This window comes from Dyella flava, assembly GCF_016904955.1.
In the GTDB taxonomy this organism is placed as follows: Bacteria; Pseudomonadota; Gammaproteobacteria; order Xanthomonadales; family Rhodanobacteraceae; genus Dyella_B; species Dyella_B flava.
The window spans coordinates 93,302-113,139 of the sequence record NZ_JADIKE010000029.1 but is presented as its reverse complement, the minus strand read 5'-3'; the positions used below and the strand labels follow the sequence as shown (position 1 = coordinate 113,139).

Annotated in this window: 10 protein-coding genes and 1 riboswitch; of the genes, 5 read left to right on the top strand and 5 right to left on the bottom strand. The window is 61.5% G+C overall.

What is annotated here, in order from left to right:
* Nucleotides 1-3: 3 nt before the first annotated feature.
* Entirely contained in the window at nt 4-960 is a 957-nt protein-coding gene (locus ISP19_RS05355; protein WP_204680326.1) for a fatty acid desaturase, read from the bottom strand.
* A 190-nt stretch (nt 961-1,150) separates the two neighbouring features.
* Nucleotides 1,151-1,379, top strand: a riboswitch (cobalamin riboswitch).
* Nucleotides 1,380-1,535: 156 nt separating this feature from the next.
* Here ISP19_RS05355 and ISP19_RS05350 point away from each other — a divergent pair.
* From ISP19_RS05350 to ISP19_RS05335, 4 genes are all read left to right on the top strand, one after another.
* A complete protein-coding gene (locus ISP19_RS05350) occupies nt 1,536-3,464 on the top strand; it encodes a TonB-dependent receptor domain-containing protein (RefSeq protein WP_239556541.1) in 1,929 nt (642 codons plus the stop codon).
* Between the two features lie 351 nt (nt 3,465-3,815).
* Entirely contained in the window at nt 3,816-6,980 is a 3,165-nt protein-coding gene (locus ISP19_RS05345; RefSeq protein ID WP_204680325.1) for an efflux RND transporter permease subunit, read from the top strand.
* Between the two features lie 365 nt (nt 6,981-7,345).
* Nucleotides 7,346-10,507 carry an efflux RND transporter permease subunit gene (locus ISP19_RS05340; RefSeq protein WP_204680324.1) on the top strand — a complete coding sequence of 1,054 codons (3,162 nt, stop codon included), beginning with the start codon at nt 7,346-7,348 and terminating at the stop codon, nt 10,505-10,507.
* Between the two features lie 72 nt (nt 10,508-10,579).
* Nucleotides 10,580-10,873, top strand: a complete 294-nt coding sequence (locus ISP19_RS05335; protein WP_204680323.1) for a DUF6916 family protein — start codon at nt 10,580-10,582, stop codon at nt 10,871-10,873.
* Here the strand turns inward: ISP19_RS05335 and ISP19_RS05330 are convergent.
* From ISP19_RS05330 to ISP19_RS05315, 4 genes are read right to left on the bottom strand one after another with little or no spacing between them, the layout of a single operon-like run.
* Nucleotides 10,855-11,424 carry a GNAT family N-acetyltransferase gene (locus tag ISP19_RS05330; protein WP_204680322.1) on the bottom strand — a complete coding sequence of 190 codons (570 nt, stop codon included), beginning with the start codon at nt 11,422-11,424 and terminating at the stop codon, nt 10,855-10,857. The two genes, ISP19_RS05335 and ISP19_RS05330, sit on opposite strands and share 19 nt — an antisense overlap.
* Nucleotides 11,424-11,954: a phage tail protein gene (locus tag ISP19_RS05325; RefSeq protein ID WP_204680321.1), complete on the bottom strand. Its 531-nt coding sequence runs from the start codon at nt 11,952-11,954 to the stop codon at nt 11,424-11,426. The genes ISP19_RS05330 and ISP19_RS05325 overlap by 1 nt, the downstream gene beginning before the upstream one ends.
* A 49-nt stretch (nt 11,955-12,003) precedes the next feature.
* Nucleotides 12,004-12,549, bottom strand: coding sequence for a phage tail protein (locus ISP19_RS05320; RefSeq protein WP_204680320.1), 546 nt, complete (start codon nt 12,547-12,549; stop codon nt 12,004-12,006).
* A 32-nt stretch (nt 12,550-12,581) separates the two neighbouring features.
* Nucleotides 12,582-13,088 carry a phage tail protein gene (locus tag ISP19_RS05315; protein ID WP_204680319.1) on the bottom strand — a complete coding sequence of 169 codons (507 nt, stop codon included), beginning with the start codon at nt 13,086-13,088 and terminating at the stop codon, nt 12,582-12,584.
* 403 nt (nt 13,089-13,491) lie between these two features.
* Here ISP19_RS05315 and ISP19_RS05310 point away from each other — a divergent pair, with 403 nt between their 5' ends.
* Entirely contained in the window at nt 13,492-19,326 is a 5,835-nt protein-coding gene (locus tag ISP19_RS05310; RefSeq protein ID WP_204680318.1) for a putative Ig domain-containing protein, read from the top strand.
* Nucleotides 19,327-19,838 lie beyond the last annotated feature (512 nt).

Here is a 19,838-nt window from a genome sequence, read left to right as displayed (position 1 = left end):
TTTTTACCGGGAAAGAACCGCTCCAGACACCACACCCGTGATTGCCCTTCTTTGGAGAGCATTCCGATAGGAATCATCGTGAAGAATGAGAAATTTGTGCGCTTGGCGCTGCTTCCACCAAGGAACTGCAGGATAGAGATGATGTAGCACGTGCCAAGCGTCGCCAGCAGGGTGAAATAGCAACAGGTCCATCGGGCCTATGTTGTTGAAAGTGGTGTCAAATAGGGCCGATTCTCGCTCATAGTCGTGCTCACCCACTTCCGCAACTAATCGCACAAATGGAAGGATACAGAACATACAAAAAAACCATGCTGCGACGGAAAAGATTGCGAATTTGATATCGACCAACAAAGCAAGCACCCCGCCGAAAATCACGTGCCAAAAAGCAAAAACAAATAATTGTACGCGCCGCGATCCTATGTCCTTGTAATACTCAACGACATATCCTGGAAACCAGCGAATGGTGGCCCGCAAGAATTTCCATCGTGATGAAAAATCACCATTTTTTACTTTCATCCGCTCAAAGCGCCTTTTACATGGGTCGGTATCGCCACCGTACCGCCCATGATGGGACATGTGATAAGACCTATAAGTATCGACATCCGATAGCATCGGCCACGCGGCAATCACATTAGTAGCCCGATCGTTAATATGCTTGGACTTTGAAAAATTATAATGACTCCCAAAATGCACGATGTTTTCAAGCGCCCGCATCTGTCTTGATATGAACAGGCTGGATGTTGCAGCCAATAAAATGATTATCGATTGATTTAAATCAATCTCCTTGAGTATGTAAAAGCAGTAGATCGAACAGTAGATCGAAACGAGGTAGAACGCCGAAATGCCGATGGATTTACAGATCGATTTTTCGGAAAACCTCCTCCGAAACTCTTTTACCTGATCGCTCGACAAAGAGCTGGTGTAACCACGATTTCTATTTTTTATGATCGCGTCGTCCATGTTGAAAGTCCTTGGCAAAACCCAAACGGAAGTCGCAGCAGTTTGGGTCGTCCGCGACGCCTTATCTATCGGCGAATGCAGTCCGTCGCCGTCACTTAAATCGCATTAAGCGTAAGATCAATCCGACTGGCGATCGGCAACATCTGACTCCATCAATTCGCGTCCGTTTGCCCTTCTCCCCCCCACCAGCTACAGTTCGCCCGTTTCGGGTGTCCCCTGGCCTTGAGTCGGAGGGGATGAAACGGGAAGCCGGTGCGCTGTTCATGCAGCAAGGCCGGCACTGCCCCCGCAACGGTAAGCGAGCGTTTCTCGAACGATCACGCGCCACTGTGTTGATAAGCATGGGAAGGCATCGTTCGACGGTGTGTTGAAGCACGCCACTCGCGAGTCCGGAGACCGGCCCGAGACAGAGGCTCTCTACGAGAGTCTCAGGTTCTGGCGACTCGCGGTGGGCGGGGCTCGGATCGCGTGCCTCCGGCTAATGTCGCCTGCCCGCCATTCCGTTCACTCCCCTACCCAAGAGCGCCGGCTTATTTATTCACGCCGCGCGGGGACGTGCGGCAGGGGAACCCACTATGTCGTTGAAGAAGACCGCACTGGCTGCCGCGCTGCTCAGCCTTGGACTGGCCGCTCCGGCCAGCTACGCCCAGACCGCCAGTGACCAGAGCGGCACCACTCCGAACAGCACGCTGGAGCCGGTGATCGTCACCGCGACGCGTACGGCGATTACCGAAAACGATGCGCTGGCCTCGGTCACCGTGATCACCCGCGAAGACATCGAGCGCCTGCAGCCGACCTCGATCGCCGACCTGCTCACCGGCCTGCCCGGCGTTTCCATTGCGCAGACCGGTGGTATTGGCGCGCAAACCTCGCTCTACCTGCGCGGTACCAATGCCGACCATGTGCTGGTGATGATCGACGGTGTGCGCATCGGTTCGGTGAGCTCCGGCCTGGCGGCGCTGGAGCAGATTCCGGTGGATGCGATCGATCGCATCGAGCTGGTGCGCGGTCCGCGCGCCACCTTGTATGGCTCGGATGCGATCGGCGGCGTGATCCAGATCTTCCTGCGCCACGGCCAGCCGAACGGCGGCGTGTCGCCGTCGCTGAGCGTGACCGGCGGCAGCCATGGCTATGTGAAAGGCCAGGCCGGTGTGTCCGGTGGCGACTCCCACCTCTGGTACAACGCCAGCCTCGGCGGCGAATACACCGGCGGCATTCCGGGCTGCCGCATGGGTGCGGCGGAGCTGGGCGTGGCCTGCTTCGTGGACGATCCGAACAACGACGCCTACCGCAACTGGAATGGCTTCGCCAACTTCGGCTATCGCTGGGATAACGGCACCGAACTGGCCTTCGACTGGCTGCGCAGCAAGAGCGACGCGGAATACGCCGGCAGCCCCTATAGCGGCAATGATGCGATCGAAGAGCAGTACGTATACGGCGCACGCCTGAGTTTCTCGCCGCTGGATCTGTGGAAGGTCACGCTGAGTGCCGGACAGAGCCGCGACGACGACGCCACGTATTACCAGGGCACCTACTACGGCGAGTATTACCCGCGCATGCCGACCGGCTTTTTCGATTCGCGCCGCAACCAGGCCTCGTGGCAGAACGACATCACGCTGGCCACCAATCAGCTGCTGACCGTCGGCGTGGATTACGACCAGGAGCACATCTACAGCGATACCGGCTTCGAACAGACAACCCGCGGCGACACCGGCACCTTCGCGCAATACCAGGGCACCTTCGGCCAGAACGAAATCCAGCTGTCGGCGCGCCACGACCACAATGACCAGTTCGGCAACCACAACACCGGTGCGGCGGCGTGGGGTTATCACTTCGACCAGGGTCCGGTGCTGTCGGTGAGCTACGGCTCCGCGTTCCACGCGCCGACCTTCGATGATCTGTATTTCCCGGCCTTCGGCGGCGTGCCGACCTCCAATCCGGATCTGAAGCCGGAAACCTCGCACAGCGCGGAAATCGGCCTGACCCAGCAACTCAGCAACTGGAACTGGGGCGTCAACGCGTACCAGACGCGCATCACCGATCTGATCGAGCTCAACAGCCTGTACATTCCGATGAACATCGACAGTGCACGGATCCGTGGCGTCGAAGGCCAGTTCGGCTTCACCCTGGATGGCTGGAAGGCGCAGACCTATCTGACCTGGCTGCAGCCGAAGGACGATGGTGGCCTCTACAACGGCAACATCCTGCCGCGCCGCGCTGAGCGTACGGCGCGCGAGGATGTCGATCGCACGTTCGGCAAGTTCAATGTGGGCGCGACGTTCTTTGCATCCGGCAAGCGTTATGACGATGCCGCCAATGTCTATCGGCTGGGCGGCTACGCCACGACCGACTTCCGCGCCGGCTACACCTTTGCGCCGGGGTGGCAGGTGGAGGCCAAGTTGGCCAATGCGTTCAATCACAGCTATGAGACGGCGTACTACTACAACCAGCTCGGGCGGACCTGGTATCTGACGTTGCGGTATAGCCCGGCGACGATTCAGTGATCGCTGCTTTGCTCCCTCTCCCCTCCGGGGAGAGGGCTGGGGTGAGGGGCCACTCTTGCGAAAGAGTTACCCTCGCAGCCTTGAAGCATTGAAGCGAACATCTGTCGTAGCGGCGGCGTTTATGGCAAGCGCGACCCCTCACCCCAGCCCTCTCCCCGGAGGGGAGAGGGGGGAAAGCGGGGGGTTAAGACCACCATGTCTTCCGGCACGGCCGGACTTCAGGCACATTCAGCGGGGAAGGATCCCCAGGCATAAGGAGCCCATGAATGTGCCGTCTTGTTTGCCTGCGCCGAAGCGTGCGCAGAATCCGTGTGTCTTGCGTCTGCCCGACTTCGCAGCGCGGGTGACACCATGAATATTTTTGCGCCGATCATCCATCGGCCGATCGGAACCTCGTTGTTGGCCATCGGGCTGACGATCGCCGGGTTCTGCGCCTATTTGCTGCTGGGTGTGGCGGCTTTGCCGTCGCTCGATTTTCCCGGCGTGGTGGTGGTGGCCCAATATGCGGGCGCCGATGCGCAGACCATGGCGTCGACCGTGGTGGCGCCGCTGGAGCGCCAGCTGGGCCGTATTCCCGGCATCCAGCAGATGACCTCGGACACCAATGCCGGCGGCACGCAGATCCAGATCCTGTTCGATTTCGGACGCAATGCCGACAAGGCCGCGCGTGACGTGGAAGCGGCGATCAATGCCGCGCAAGCGGATCTGCCGACCGGCATGCAGCCGCCGCAGTATTTCAAGTTCGATACGGCATCGATTCCGATCCTGCTGATTTCGCTGACCTCCAGCGGCATGCCGCCGGACAAGCTGTACGACCTCACCGATACCTTGTTGCAACCGGCCGTTGCACAAATTCCGGGCGTGGCGCAGGTGCAGGTGTTCGGCGGCACGCCGCATGCGGTGCGCGTGAACTTCAATGCGATGGCGCTGACCGCCAAGGGCATCACCGCCAACGACATTGCCAACACCTTGCGGGCAGCGAATGTCACCTCGCCGCAGGGCATCCTCAGCGACGGCTTCCGTCAGATGACGGTCACTGCCAACGATGCGCTGCAAACGCCACAGGATTTCGCGCGGCTGGTAGTCGCGACGCAGAAAGGCGTGCCGGTTTATCTGTCCGATGTCGCCACCATCACCAGCGGCCAGCAGGACAAGTACCAGGCCGCGTGGTTCAACGGCCAGCGCGCAGTCTCGATGCAGATCAGCAAGCGTCCCGAGGCGAACTCGGTGGAAGTGGTACAGGAAATCCGCAACCGGCTGCCGGCCTTGCGCAACCTGGTGCCGGCGGATGTGCAGATCACGCCGATCTTCGACCTCACGCAATCGACCAAGTCGGCGCTGCATGAAGTGGAGATAGCGCTGTTGCTGAGTATCGTGATGGTGGCGTTGGTGATGCTGGTGTTCCTGCGCCGGCTGCGGCCCACGCTGATCGCCATGCTCAGCGTGCCGCTGTCGCTGGCCGGTGCGTTCGTGATGATGTACGCGCTGGGCTTCACGCTGAATACGCTGTCGCTGATCGCGCTGGTGTTGTGCATCGGCTTCGTGGTGGACGATGCGATCGTGGTGATCGAAAACATCGTGCGCCATATGGAGCACGGCGAAAAACCGCTGGAGGCCGCACTCATCGGTGTCCGCGAGATCGGCTTTACGGTGATCTCGATCACCGTATCACTGGTCGCGGTGTTTGCGCCGATGGTGTTCGGCAACAACACGCTGGTGATGCTGATGCGCGAGTTCTCGGTCACGCTGATCGCCACGATCGTGATTTCCGCGCTGGTCTCGCTCACCCTGACGCCCGCCTTGTGCGGCCGCTACTTCCTGCCCGAGACGCCGGGCAGCCGCCAGCCGGGCAGGCTCGAAGCCGCTGTGGAGCGCTTCGACCGCCGCATGCTTTTCATCTACGAGCGCGGCCTGGACTGGGCCATGCATCATCGCCGCATCATGCGCTGGCAGCCGCTGATCCTGCTGCTGCTTACCGTCGGGCTCGCCGTGGTGGTGGCCAAGACCGCCGGCGGCGCCATCATGCCGAAGGAAGACACCGGCATGCTGATCGCGCAAATCTCGGCCGATGCGAATATTTCGCCAGCCAGAATGGCCGAACGGACCGAGGCCATCGCCGCGATCATGCAGGCGGATCCCGCGGTAAGCGACGTCACCACCATCCTGGGCGGCAATAACAACAACGGCGCGGTCGGCAACAATTCTTCCTTGTTCGTCGACCTCAAGCCGCTCGGCCGGGAACCGGGCCAGCGGCGCGATTCAGTGGATAAGGTGATGGCGCGTCTGGATAAGAAATACAAAAGCATCTCGGACATGAAAATCACCATGCGCGGCCTGCAATTCCTCGGCGGCGGCAACAACCAGGGCGGCGGTGAATTCGCCTTCGATCTGGGCAGCAACACCGGCGCGGCCTTGCAGGAACCGACCCTGAAACTCGCGCAGGTGATGCGCAAGATGAAGGAATTCAAGGATGTCAGCACCAGCTACGACAGCATCGGCAAGCAGCAATTGCTGGAAGTGGACCGCGATGCTGCCTCGCGGCTCGATGTAGGCATGGGCCAGATCGACCAGGCGCTGGCCGATGCGTTTGGCCAGACCCCGGTGTCGGTCATCTATTCCGACATCAACCAGTATCGCGTGGTGATGACCGCCACCAACGCCGATACGCTGAGTCCCGACACTCTGCTCAACACCTATGTGCGCAATACGCAGAACAAGATGGTGCCGCTGTCGGCGATGGCGCATATCAAGCCGTATATCGCGCCGATCGAGATCCAGCATTTCAACCAGGTGGAATCGGCCACCATCAGCTACAACCTGGCCGACGGCATTACCCAGGCGGATGGCTTGAAGTACGTCGATCAGGCGATGTTCGCCGCACAGTTGCCGGAAGGCATCACCCGGCGCTACACCGGCGACAACCAGAAGCTGATGGAAGCGCTTGAGAACGCGCTGATCGTGTTTGCCGCGGTGATCCTGGTGATGTACATCGTGCTCGGCATTCTGTACGAAAGCCTGATTCATCCGCTGACCATTCTTTCGACGCTTCCCGCAGCCGGCATGGGCGCGTTCCTGGCCATGCTGATCACGCACACCCAGCTCACCATCATGTCGGTGATCGCCGTGTTGATGCTGATCGGCATCGTGAAGAAAAACGCGATCCTGATGGTGGACTTCGCCCTGGTGGCGGAGCGCGAAGGCGGACGCACGCCGCCGGAAGCGATCCGCGAAGCGGCGCTGGTGCGGTTCCGCCCGATCACCATGACCACCCTGGTGGCGATGGGAGCCGCCTTGCCGCTGGCGATCGGCTTCGGCATCGGTTCGGAGATGCGCCAGCCGCTGGGTATCGCGATCCTGGGCGGATTGTTCGTATCGCAATTGCTGACCTTGCTCAGCACGCCGGCCATTTATCTGTGGCAGCACGACCGGCGCGAGCGCAAGGCGGCGCGCAAGGCCAAGCGTGAAGCGAAGCGGCGCGCGCGCCAGCTGGGCAAGCAGATCCACGCTGCGGACTAGCTGTCCTATCAAAGTCAGGTATTGCCATGACAACTTTTCTCCCTCTCCCCTTCGGGGAGAGGGCTTGGGTGAGGGGCCGCGCTTGCGTCGAATGCCATGGCTACGGCGTAATGTTTTATTTAGACGCTTACGCTCCGCATCAGCGTCTTCGCGAGGTTGTCCCCTCACCCCAACCCTCTCCCCGGAGGGGAGAGGGGGAAAAGCACATGTCTTTCGGCACGGATGGACTAAAGGCACATTTGCGGTCCTGCGCACGCGCGTATGAAGTGCTTATGGATGTGCTCTTGTTCTGAACCAGCGCGCGGATGCCCGGTGTCATCGCGGTGTCGCCATCGCTGGGTTAATACAAGCCCGCGAGTGACCGCATGAACCTCTTCGAGCCGATCGTCCGTCGACCTGTCGCCACGTCGTTGCTGGCGATAGGGCTGGTGATCGCCGGCTTTTGTGCTTATCTCGTGCTGGGCCTGGCGGCGTTTCCGTCGATGCAGTTTCCGGCGATCTCGGTGCAGGCGCTGCTGCCGGGCGCCGATGCCCAAACCGTGGCCTCCACCGTTACGGCGCCGCTGGAGCGGCAGTTCGGGCGCATTCCGGGTATCCAGCAGATGACCTCGGACGCGAATCCAGGCGGCACACAGATCCAGATTCTGTTCGACATGTCGCGCAGCGCGGATCAGGTCGCACGCGATGTGGAAGCGGCGATCAACCAGGCCATGCCTGATCTGCCGGCAGTGATGGCGCTGGCCCCGCCGCAATACTTCAAGGCCGACACCTCGCAGATTCCGGTACTGCTGGTGGCCATGACCTCCACCAGCATGCCGCCCGACAAGCTTTACGATCTGGCGGACACGCTGATGCGGCCGGCGATCTCGCAGATCACCGGCGTGGCCCAGGCGCAGTTGATCGGCGGTTCGCCGCACGCCATCCGTGTTTCGCTCAATAGCGCCGCCCTTACCGCCAAGGGCATCACCGCGAACGATGTCGCGAATGTGTTGCGCGCCGCCAACGTCGCCTCGCCGCAAGGCGTGCTCACCGACGGCGTCGGCCAGATGATGGTCTCCGCCACCGACCAGCTGCAAACCCCGCGTGATTACGCCTCGCTGGTCATCGCCAATCAGAAGGGCGTGCCGGTTTATCTCTCCGATGTCGGCACCGTCAGCAACGGTCAGGAGGACGCATTCCAGGCGGCGTGGTTCAACAATCAGCACGCCGCGATCATGCAAGTGATGAAGCGTCCGGAAGCAAACGCGGTGCAGCTGGTGCAGGCCATTCGCGACACGGTTCCGCGCCTGCAGGCGCTGGTGCCCGCCGACGTGAAGATCACGCCGATCTTCGACCTGACCCAGTCCACCAAGTCCGCCCTGCACGAGGTGGAAGTCGCGCTGTTGCTCAGCGTGATGATGGTGGCGTTGGTGATGCTGGTGTTCCTGCGCCGACTACGTCCCATGGTGATCGCCATGTTCAGCGTGCCGCTGTCCCTGGCCGGTGCGTTCGTGCTGATGTACATGCTCGGTTTCAGCCTCAACATGCTGTCACTGATCGCCTTGGTGCTGTGCATCGGCTTTGTGGTCGATGACGCGATCGTAGTGATCGAGAATATTTTCCGGCACATGGAGAAGGGCGCCGATCCGCTGCACGCCGCGCTGACCGGCGTCAGGGAGATCGGCTTTACGGTGGTGTCGATCACCCTGTCGCTGGTCGCGGTGTTTGCGCCGATGATCTTCGGCGACAACTCGATGGTGCTGTTGTTGCGTGAGTTTTCCGTCACGCTGATCGCCACGATCGTGATTTCCGCGCTGGTCTCGCTGACGCTGACGCCGGCGCTTTGCGGCCGCTACCTGCATCGCGAGGACATCGGCCGGCACCAGCCGGGCAGGCTGGAGCGCGCGGTGGAACGTTTCGACCGTGGCCTGCTGCACATCTACCAGCGCGGGCTGGACTGGGCCATGCGCCATCGGCGCATCATGCGCTGGCAGCCGCTGATCCTGCTGGTGCTGACCGTGGGTCTGGCGGTGGCCGTGGTCAAGACGGCGGGTGGGGCGCTGATGCCGGAGGGCGATACCGGCATGGTGGAAGTAGATCTGGTCGCCGATCCCAATATCTCGCCGGATTTGCTGGCGCAACGCACGCAGGCCGTGGAAGCCACGATGCTGGCCGATCCCGGCGTGCTCGACGTGGCGTCCTTCCTCGGCGGCAATAACACCAACGGCGCGGTGGCCAACGAAGCCACGTATTTTATTGACCTGAGGCCGCGCGGTAACGGCCCCGGCGAGCGCAAGGACCCAGCCGACAAAGTCATCGCGCGACTCAACGAGAAATACAAAAAGCTCACCGACGTAAACATCACGCTCACCAGCCTGGGTTTCTTCAACAGCGGCACCGGCAGCAAAGCCAAGGGCAAATTTGCGTTCGACCTGACCAGCACCAGCGGTGAGCCGCTGCAGGAACCCACGCTGCGGCTGGCGCAGGTATTGCGCAAGATGAAACAGTTCCGCGATGTCAGCACCACCTTCGACAGCATCGGCAAGCAACAGCTGCTGGAAGTCGATCGCAACGCTGCATCGCGCTTGCAGGTAGGCATGGGCCAGATCGATCAGGTGCTGGCGGATGCCTTCGGCCAGACGCCGGTATCGGTGATCTATTCCGATATCAATCAATACCAGGTGATCCTGACCGCCGATGACGCCAATTCGCTGAATCCGCAAACCTTGTTGAACATGTATGTGCGCAACAGCCAGAACAAGATGATTCCGCTTTCGGCGATGGCGCATATCAAGCCGTTTATCGAGCCGATCGATATCCAGCATTACAACCAGCTGGAAGCGGGCACGATCAACTACAACCTCGCCGATGGCGTGACGCAGGCCGATGGCCTCAAGCTGATCGATCAGGCGATGTTCGCCGCGCAACTGCCTCCCGGCGTCGTCAAGAAATTCACCGGCGACAACCAGAAGCTGATCGAAGCGGCGACCAATGCGGCGATCATCTTTATCGCGGTGATCCTGGCGATGTACATCGTGCTCGGCATTCTGTACGAGAGCCTGATCCATCCGCTGACCATTCTGTCGACCCTGCCCGCTGCCGGCATGGGTGCGTTCCTGGCCATGCTGATCACGCATACCCAGCTGTCCACCATGTCGGTGATCGCGGTGCTGATGCTGATCGGCATCGTGAAGAAAAACGCGATCCTGATGGTCGACTTTGCCTTGGTCGCCGAGCGCGAAGGCGGGCTCACGCCGCCGGAGGCGATCCGTGAAGCGGCCCTGGTACGCTTTCGCCCGATCACCATGACCACCCTGGTGGCGATGGGCGCAGCCTTGCCGCTGGCGATCGGCTTCGGTATCGGTTCGGAAATGCGCCAGCCACTGGGCATCGCCATCCTCGGCGGCTTGTTCGTGTCGCAGTTGCTGACTCTGCTCAGCACGCCGGCAATCTATTTGTGGCTTTACGATCGGCGTGCGCGCAAGGCGGCGCGGCGCGAACGCAAGCGGCTGCGCCGCCAGTTGCCGGCACCGGCTACCGCCGCATGACGACATCGCAGTCGCCGAAACGTATGGCTTCGTGTGACACTTGCAGCTCGCGGCTTACCAGGGGACGCCTTCATGCTCGATCTCAGGTTCGAACACTTCGCCGATCATGTGCACAAGGATTTCACCGCAGCGACCGAGCAGGGCCATACATCGTTCACGCTGATCAGCGCCGAATCACTGAGCGAGGAGACACCGGTCAATCTGACGCGTCCGCCGTTCGTGCTGACGTTCCACAACCGCTCGGAAACGCTGTTCCCGCAGAACCTCTATGCCATGCAGCATCCGGAGCTGGGCACGGTGGACATCTTCCTGGTGCCGGTTGAACGGGGTGAGCTCGGGTTTGTGTATCAGGCGGTGTTTAACTGACGCGAAGCCTCGCGCGTCCACCGCATACCGATGTAAGGACCATCTGATTGGGTCACCGCAAATCCTTCGCGCGCATAAAGTCGTTGCGCATCGGGATTGTGCTGGTTGACATGCAGGTCGATGCCATCGGCGCTGCATTCAGCGGTCAGCGCTTTGATCCATGCCAGCAGCGTGCCACCCAATCCCCGGCGGCGATAATCGGGCAACAGCGCGATGTCGACGATCAGGAAATACGGCGCCTCCCGTAGCAAATACAGCCGGCCCGCAGCGTTTCCTTCGTGCTCGACAACGTAAAAGCCGGCGCGTGCATAGTGCGTAACGAAGTGATGATGCTGCAGCGAAAATTGGTCATCCAGAAACTGCTTCCGCACGTTGTCCGGCCATGGAATACGTTCGAGCTCGTCAGCGCGCAACAACCCGAACAGATGGCGCATGAACGGCAGGTCCTGCAGGGTAGCCGCACGCAAGGAAAGACCGCGTGCGCCCAAAAGGTGGGCGCACGCATCCGCGTCATCGCGGTTTGCCGGAAAGGGCAGGAGCGGTATCTGCATCAACTATAGGTGGGGAAAACGCCCTGCAAACAGATGCAGTAGTTCAAGACCAGGAACGGTTGCTGATTGAGATGCGGCAGGCTGTTGCCGGCCGGGCTGATGGTGTTGATGGCAAAAGACGTATTGGGCGCCGTCGCCAGAAACGGCCTGGTATTGACCGGCGGTAGCAAACCATAGCCGTTCTGTGGTGCGCCGACGCGCTTGGTGGTATCCGGCTGCTCATACACGCTCATCGAATGCGTGTGTGACGGCAGCTCGGTCAGGTTCAGGCTGACCTGGTCTTCGCCAAAACTCTCACCGATGGAGCGCAGACTCAACCCCGGCCCCTGGCCCTGGCTGCATGTTGTGAAGCCGTTCAAATTGGGCAGCGCAAATGTGCTTCTGCCATCGCCGCCGTAATAAGTGCCAAGCAGCGAGAACAGTGCGGTGTACCGCTGGATCGGCAGCAATTGTCCGTTGCACGAGGCCCAATTCACCGGCGCGTACGGAAAGCTGAAAAGCTGAATTTCACCTAGATATGCATCTGTCACGTCAATTCCCCCTCAGAGTGTTGTGACCCTGCCCGCATATGCCGATGCATCAGTTCTGCGAAGGATAGATGCCGGCAAAAGCGATGCAGTATGAAAGCGTCAAGGTCGGCATGGTGTTGTCGTGTGGCAGTACGCCACCGCCGGTGCCACCCGCAGGGGCAACGCTCTGCGTTGACAGTTGTACGGCACGCGGCCCCGGCACGGTGGTGTACATGGTGTCGTTGGTGAGCGCACCCAGTTCGGCATTGGTGGGCAAGTTCGCGGACGCGGCAGCTGTCGAGGCGTTGTAGAGATGCATATGCGTCGGCATCTGAGTGCTGTTGAGGGTGACGGTTTCGGTGCCGAAAACCTGCCCCATGACGCGTGGTGAAAGTCCGGTCCCGGTGCCTTGGTGCACCGGTACGCGGCCACGCAAGTCCGGTAGTCCGAACGTCGTCTGGCCGTCGCCACCGTAAGTGGTGCCGAGCAAAACATACAGCGGTTGGTAGTTGTTGATGGATTGCAGGCTTCCATCACAGGCGAGCCAGCCGACCGGAATGCGTTGAAAAGCAAACAATCGAATCTCTCCGACGTACGGAGTGGATTGTTGAGACATGACATGCTCCCTGGCGAATTTGGAAGGATCAATCAACTACGGCTGGGGAAAACACCTGTCAGCGCAATAACGAAATTGGTCACAAGCGACGGTTGCATGTTCGGATGCGGTACATTGCCGCCCGCAGTGCCCAGGGTCGCCGGATTCAATGCAACAGACGATCCCGTGTTCGTCGCATAGATCGACTCGGTACCACTGCCGCCATACACCGTGTTGGTCGGATTGACCTCGGTGCCCGCGGTGGTCGAACCCATCGCGGCATGCGTATGCGTGGGCATGTTCGCCATCAACAGCGTGACATTTTCCGCACCAGCCATCATTCCAAGCGGTGCGCTGTCCGAACTGCCGACCGGTGTTCTTCCACGCAGATCCGGTAGCCCGAACGTGGTTCTGCCGTCGCCGCCGAATTGCGTGCCGATGATGGCGAACAAGGCCTGGTTTTGCACGATCGGCAGCAATTGCCCATTGCACAGGGCAAATCCCTTTGGTGGAAAACCAAATCCGGTGAGCATGATTTGCCCGAGATAAAAACTAGACATCTTCCCCTCCCCCCTGGATGGCTAAATGAGGCGCCCTGGCTGGCGCGCCCGCCACTCTCTCCTAGCGGCGAATAACTTACAAGGACAATTTATTCGTCACATTTCCTTCACGTCGTCAATTATTTTGCGTTGCCACTGTTAAATGGCGCACATTCTTGGTCCAATAGCGCCTGGAACAGGGGGCTGTCAAAGATTTGCGTATCGTCGTGGCACGCATGGACGTGCGACCACGCTTCGTGCCCCCTGCTTGAAGGGCCGTTGCGCCGCAAGGGCGTCAGGCTCGCAATGAAACAGGGATCGGGGGGCGATGGTCATGGGGCACCGTTTATTCAAGCGGGATCGCGCGTGCGCGAATGCGCATCAGGATTTTCTTTGCGCTTTTATTTCAGGCGACACGCATACGATGACCGATACGCGACGTCATACGCGCGCCATCGGACATTCGCCCGGCGGCTTCCTGGCCAAACTGATGTTGTTGTTGCTGCTCGCCATCGCGGCGATGTGGCCGGCACAGGCGCGCGCGCAGAACGAATGCCCCACGTTCAATGAAACGGTCGCATCGGGCGGCACGGTTGAGTTCAATGTGCTGAGCTGTTCGGGATTCGGCATCGAGGGCATCACCCAGCCCTCGCACGGCTCTTCCGCGATCGACGGCTCCGCCGCCGCCGGAAACATCACTTACACCAACGACGGCAAAGCCGGCGAAACGACCGATTCGTTTACCTTCGAGGACGATGAAAGTCAGTGGATCACCGTCAACATCACCATCGGCTCGCCGACCTATCCGCCGATCGTGATCAGTCCCAGCACGATGCCCAGCGGCAATGTCGGCCAGGCCTACTCCACGGTGACCTTCTCATCCACCGGTGGCGATGGCGGTCCGTATACCTACAACGTTGCCAACGGCAATCTGCCGAGCGGCATGAGCTTCAATGCCAGCAGCGGCAGCATTTCCGGCACGCCGACCGAGTCGGGCAGCTTCAGCATTACGGTGACATCCGAAGATAGCCACGATGACATCGGCACGCAGAACTACACGTTCTCCATCGGCGGCGGCGTTCTCTCCGTCAGCCCAACGTCTGCGCCGACCGGCAATCTGTACGCGGCGTATTCGATGTCGATGAGCGCCACCGGCGGTACGCCACCTTACACGTACACCTACGGCAATACCGGCAGCCTGCCCCCCGGCATATCGTTTAGTAACGGCACCTTCAGCGGCACGCCAACACAGACCGGCACGTTCACCTATGCGGTGAATGTCAACGACAACGCCGGCAACAGCACGCGAGTCGATTACACCTTCACCATCGATCCACCCAACATCACCGTGTCGCCCGCGTCGCTGACGGCTGCCACGCAAACGATCGCGTACAGCCAGCAACTGACGGCAACAGGGGGCTATCCGAGCGGCAGCTATACCTTTGCGGTAAGCAGCGGCACGCTGCCGGCAGGTATGACCCTTAGTTCCGCTGGCGTGCTCAGCGGCGCACCCAGCGGCGCGGCGGGTAACTACCCCTTCACCGTGGTGGCCACCGACAGCAGCCCCAGTCCCGGGCCGTATAGCAGCAGCCCAAAGTCATACACACTGACGGTCAATCCCGACAACCCGCAAATCACCACCGCATCGCTCGCGGCGGCAACGGTCGGCGTCAGCTACAGCCAGTCGATGAGCGCCACCAGCGGCCATCCACCGTATAGCTACAGCGTCACGGGCCTGCCAAGCGGCCTGGTTCTCTCCAGTGCCGGCACGTTCTCCGGCACACCGACTGAAAGCGGCAACAGTTTTCCGGTCACCGTGACGGTGACGGACAGCGACAGCAATTCGTCGTCGCAAAACTACACGATGGTGGTCAACGCGCCGACCATCACCCTATCGCCGGCGAGTCTGACAGCGGCCACCTTGAACGCCAGCTACAGCGTGCCGATCACCGCCAGCCACGGTACCGCGCCATACACCTTTGCGGTCAGCTCCGGCGCCCTGCCAGCCGGACTCACGCTGAGCAGCGGCGGCGTGCTGAGCGGCAAGCCGACGGCCACCGGCACTTTCGCATTCACGGTGACCGCGACCGATTCGACCACCGGAACCGGTCCCTTTACCCAGACGATCAGTTATTCGCTAACGGTCAGCGCACCGGACATCACCTTGCCGACCAGCCTGACGGCGCCGCAAATCGGCGTGAGCTATAGCCAGTCGCTGGCCGCCAGCGGCGGCACCTCGCCCTACAACTACAGCTACACCGGCACATTGCCCAACGGACTGACCCTGGATACCGCGACCGGCACGCTGTCGGGCACGCCCGATGCCGGCGGTACCTTCAACTTCACGGTGACCGCGACCGACAGCAACACCAACACCGGCAGTCAGGCCTATTCGCTGACCGTCGCCACGCCGACGATTACGTTGTCGCCGACCAGCCTCAACAGCATGAAGGTCGGCGTGGCGTTTTCGCAGTCGGTCGCAGCAGGCGGCGGTACTTCGCCGTACACCTATTCGATCGTCTCCGGCAGCTTGCCGGCCGGTTTGAGCCTGAATGCGAACACCGGCGCGCTGTCCGGCACACCCACCGCCGGCGGCAGCTACAGCTTTGCCGTGCAGGCGCGCGATAGCAGTGCCGGCACCGGCCCTTACACGAGCGCCGCGCAGACATATAGCGGCACGATTGCGGCCGCGACCATCACGCTTGCACCGGCGACCACAGCCCTCACCGCGACCTACGCGCAGTCGTACAGCCAGGCCTTTACCGCCAGCGGCGGTACCTCGCCATACGCGTACTCGATGTCCGGCGCGAGCATTCCGGGCGTCACATGGAATGCCTCCACCGGAACCTTGTCCGGCACGCCGACCCAGCCCGGTAGCTACAGCTTCAGCGTAACCGCCATCGACGCGAGCACCGGCGCCGGCGCGCCTTACTCGGCCACGCAGAGTTACACGCTGACGGTGAGTACGCCGAGCATCACGATTTCGCCTTCCAGCCTGTCGAACGGCATGGTCGGGCAGGTCTACACCACCACCACGCTTTCGGCCACCGGCGGTGCGGGCACTTATACGTATGCTCTGGGAACCGGCAGCACGATGCCCGCGGGCCTCAGCCTCTCCTCCGGTGGCGCGATCAGTGGCACACCGACCGCAGGCGGCAGCTTCAACATCAACATTGTCGCGACCGACCAGAATGGTCAGACCGGCAATCGCAGCTACACCATCATCGTCAATGCGGCGACGATCACGATCGCGCCGGCCGGCCCCACGATCACCATTCCGTATGGACAGTCGTACAGCCAGGCGTTCACCGCCAGCGGCGGCACGGCGCCCTATACCTACTCGATTAATGGACTGAGCATTCCGGGCCTCAGCTTCAATCCATCCACCGCAACGCTGTCCGGCACGCCGACCCAGCCCGGCAACTACACCTTCACGCTGACCGTCACCGATCACAGCGGCGGTAGCGGGCCGTATGTGGTGACGCAGAACTACACGCTGACGGTGAGCCCGGCGACAATCACCGTCTCCGGCACCGTCAACGGCGGCACGGTCGGCGCCCAGTACAACACCAGCTTCAGCGCCAGCGGCGGCGTCGCGCCGTACACCTACGCGCTCGCGTCGGGCGGCATCCTGCCGCCCGGCATGACGCTGAGCTCCGCAGGTGCGTTCAGCGGTACGCCGACCGCGGCCGGCACGTTCACCTTCACCGTGGTGGCGACCGATCACAACAACGAGACCGGCAGTGCGCCTTACACCATGACCATCGCCGCGCCGACCCTCACGCTATCGCCGGCAACACTGCAAAACGCCACCGCCGAAACGGCCTACAGTGTGAGTTTCACGACCACCGGCGGTACCCAGCCGTATCACTACCAATTGGTCGCCGGCGCGTTGCCGCCCGGCCTGAGCCTGAACAGCAGCGGCACGCTCAGTGGTACGCCGACCTCGACGGGCCCGTTCACTATGTCCATTTCGGTGGTCGACAGCAGCACCGGCATCGGGGCGCCGTTCACCAAGACCAATACCTACACGCTCAACATCGGCGCACCCACCATCACCATTACGCCGAACAGTTTGCCGGGTGCGCAAGTCGCCGCGGCATACAGTGAGCAGCTCAGCGCGAACGGCGGCGATGGCAGCTACAGCTACACCGTCAGCAGCGGTGCGTTGCCCGCAGGTTTGACGCTGAGCACATCGGGTCTGTTGTCCGGCACGCCCACCTCGGCGGGCAGTTCCAGCTTCACCGTCACCGCCAAGGACAGCCTCAATTTCTCCGGATCGCAGGCGTATACGGTCACCACGCAGCAACCCAAGCCGGTTGTCGTCAACGACACCGCCACCACACCGGCGAATCAACCCGTGACGATCAACGTGACCTCGGTGGATACCGGACCGATCACCAGCATCGCCATCGCCACTTCGCCGGCCCACGGCACGGCGGCGGTGAGCGGCTTGGCGATCGTGTACACGCCGACGCACGATTTCTTCGGCACCGATACGCTGACCTATACCGCGACCGGCCCGGGTGGAACCTCCACTCCGGCCACCGTCACCATCAGCGTTACCCCGCTGGCGGTGCCCACCGTCGCCGCGCAAAGCGCCACCGTGCTGGCGGGCAACACCGTCAGCATCAATCCCACCACCGGCGCCACCGGCGGGCCGTTCACCGCGATCACCATCGTCAAGGCGCCGGCATCCGGCACCGCGGTGGTGGCCGGCAATGCGATCAACTACAGCGCCGCGGCATCGGCGTCCGGCACGGTGACATTTACCTACGCGCTGTCCAACGCCTTCGGCAGCTCCACGCCGGCCACGGTCACCGTGACGGTCGATCCGCGTCCGGTCGCGCCATCGCAAAGCGCTTCGCTGGTCGCCGGGCGATCGGTGCAGGTGAACCTCACCCAGGGCGCGACCGGTGGTCCGTTTACCGGCGCAACGCTGGTGTCGCTGACGCCCGCCTCGGCCGGCAGCGCACACATCGTGCAGGCCTCGGGCGGCTATCTGCTGGATTTCACGGCCACCCCGAACTTCAGCGGCACCGCCGTGGTGACCTATACGCTGAGCAATGCCTACGCCACCTCGGCGCCCGGCACCATCACCCTCGCCGTGACGGCGCGACCCGATCCGTCGAAAGATCCGGAAGTGCTCGGCGTACTTGGCGCACAAGCCGACGCAACGCGTGAATTCGCGCAAGGCCAGATTGATAACTTCCAGCAGCGCCTGGAGAGCCTGCACGGCGGCGGTGGCGGCAATGGCTTCCAGAACAACCTGACCTTCCTGTCCGGTGACAGCACCAACGCCACGCCGTTGTCGCAATGGCCGTACAACAACACGCAGAACATGCCCGGCAATCTCAACCGCCGCTACATGGTCGATCCGCAGACTCCGGCCAGCCCACCGTCCGCGTCCAACTCGCAGCTGCCGGATGGCTATGTGTTGTGGACCGGCGGTGCGGTGAACTTCGGTTCGCGCGATACCACCGCCACGGCGAACGGTTTTGATTTCACCACCGCCGGCATCAGCGTGGGCCTGGACAAGCGCTTCTCCGAGTCCTTCGCCACCGGCGTTGGTATCGGCTACGGCCACGACGATACCGATATCGGCCACAACGGCAGCAGCGACACCGCCGACAGCTACAACCTCGCCTGGTATGCGAGCTTCAGCCCAAGCGCATCGACCTTCATCGACGGACTGCTCAGCTATCAATGGCTGTCCTTCGATGCGATGCGCTATGTCACGGCGGACGGCAACATGGTCAGCGGTAACCGCGCCGGTCACCAGGCCTTCGCCTCGATCGCCGGCGGCTATGAATATCGCAGCGATAGCTTCCTGGTTTCACCGTATGGACGACTGGACGTCGCCTTCGCACGGCTCGATCCGTATACCGAGCAAGGCGATCCGATCTATGCCTTGAGCTATGGCAATGAACTGGTGAAAACCACCACCGCCAGCCTCGGCGTGCGCATGAACTATCTGTTCAAGGAAGACTACGGCACGGTGATGCCGCAACTGCGGCTGGAATACGGCCACGACTTCGAGGGCTCCAGCCAGGCGACCATGACCTATGCCGACCTGCTGGCTGGTCCGATCTATCGTGCGCAGGTGGATCAGCTTACGGAGAACCACTTCCTGATCGGGATTGGGGTCAACTGGGAGCTGGCGCGGCAGCTGACGCTGCGGCTGGAGTATGAGAACGAGATCAATGCGGGCGATCAGAATGATCAGTCGATTCTGATCAATGTGCAGAAGAAGTTTTAGGGTGATGCGGCGTCGGGATGATGCGTTCTGCTTTCTCGGCGCCGCATGTTGGCTTTGTACGTCCTCGGCATCGTCATGACGCTTCCCGTTCCCTCGATGCCGTCATCCCCGCGAAAGCGGGGATCCATGTTGCCGTTTGACGAAGAGCACAATGGATCCCCGCTTTCGCGGGGATGACGGGGTGTGAGGGGAGGTGGGAGTGCGGTGCAGGGAAGAAGGACGAAGAGCACTCTGCTTTCTCGGCGCCGCACATTTGCTTTGTGCGTCCTCGGCACCATCATGATGCTTCCCGTTCCCTCGATGCCGTCGTTCCCGCGAAAGCGGGGATCCATGTTGCCGTTTGGCGAAGAGCACAATGGGTCCCCGCTTTCGCGGGGATGACGGGGGTGTGAGGGAGGGTGGGGATGACGGGGTGTGAGGGGAGAGTGGGACCGCGGTACAGGGAAGAAGCGCGAATGACGGCACAAGCAACCAAAGCACTCTAGAAAAAGCAACCGGAACGGATGAAATCA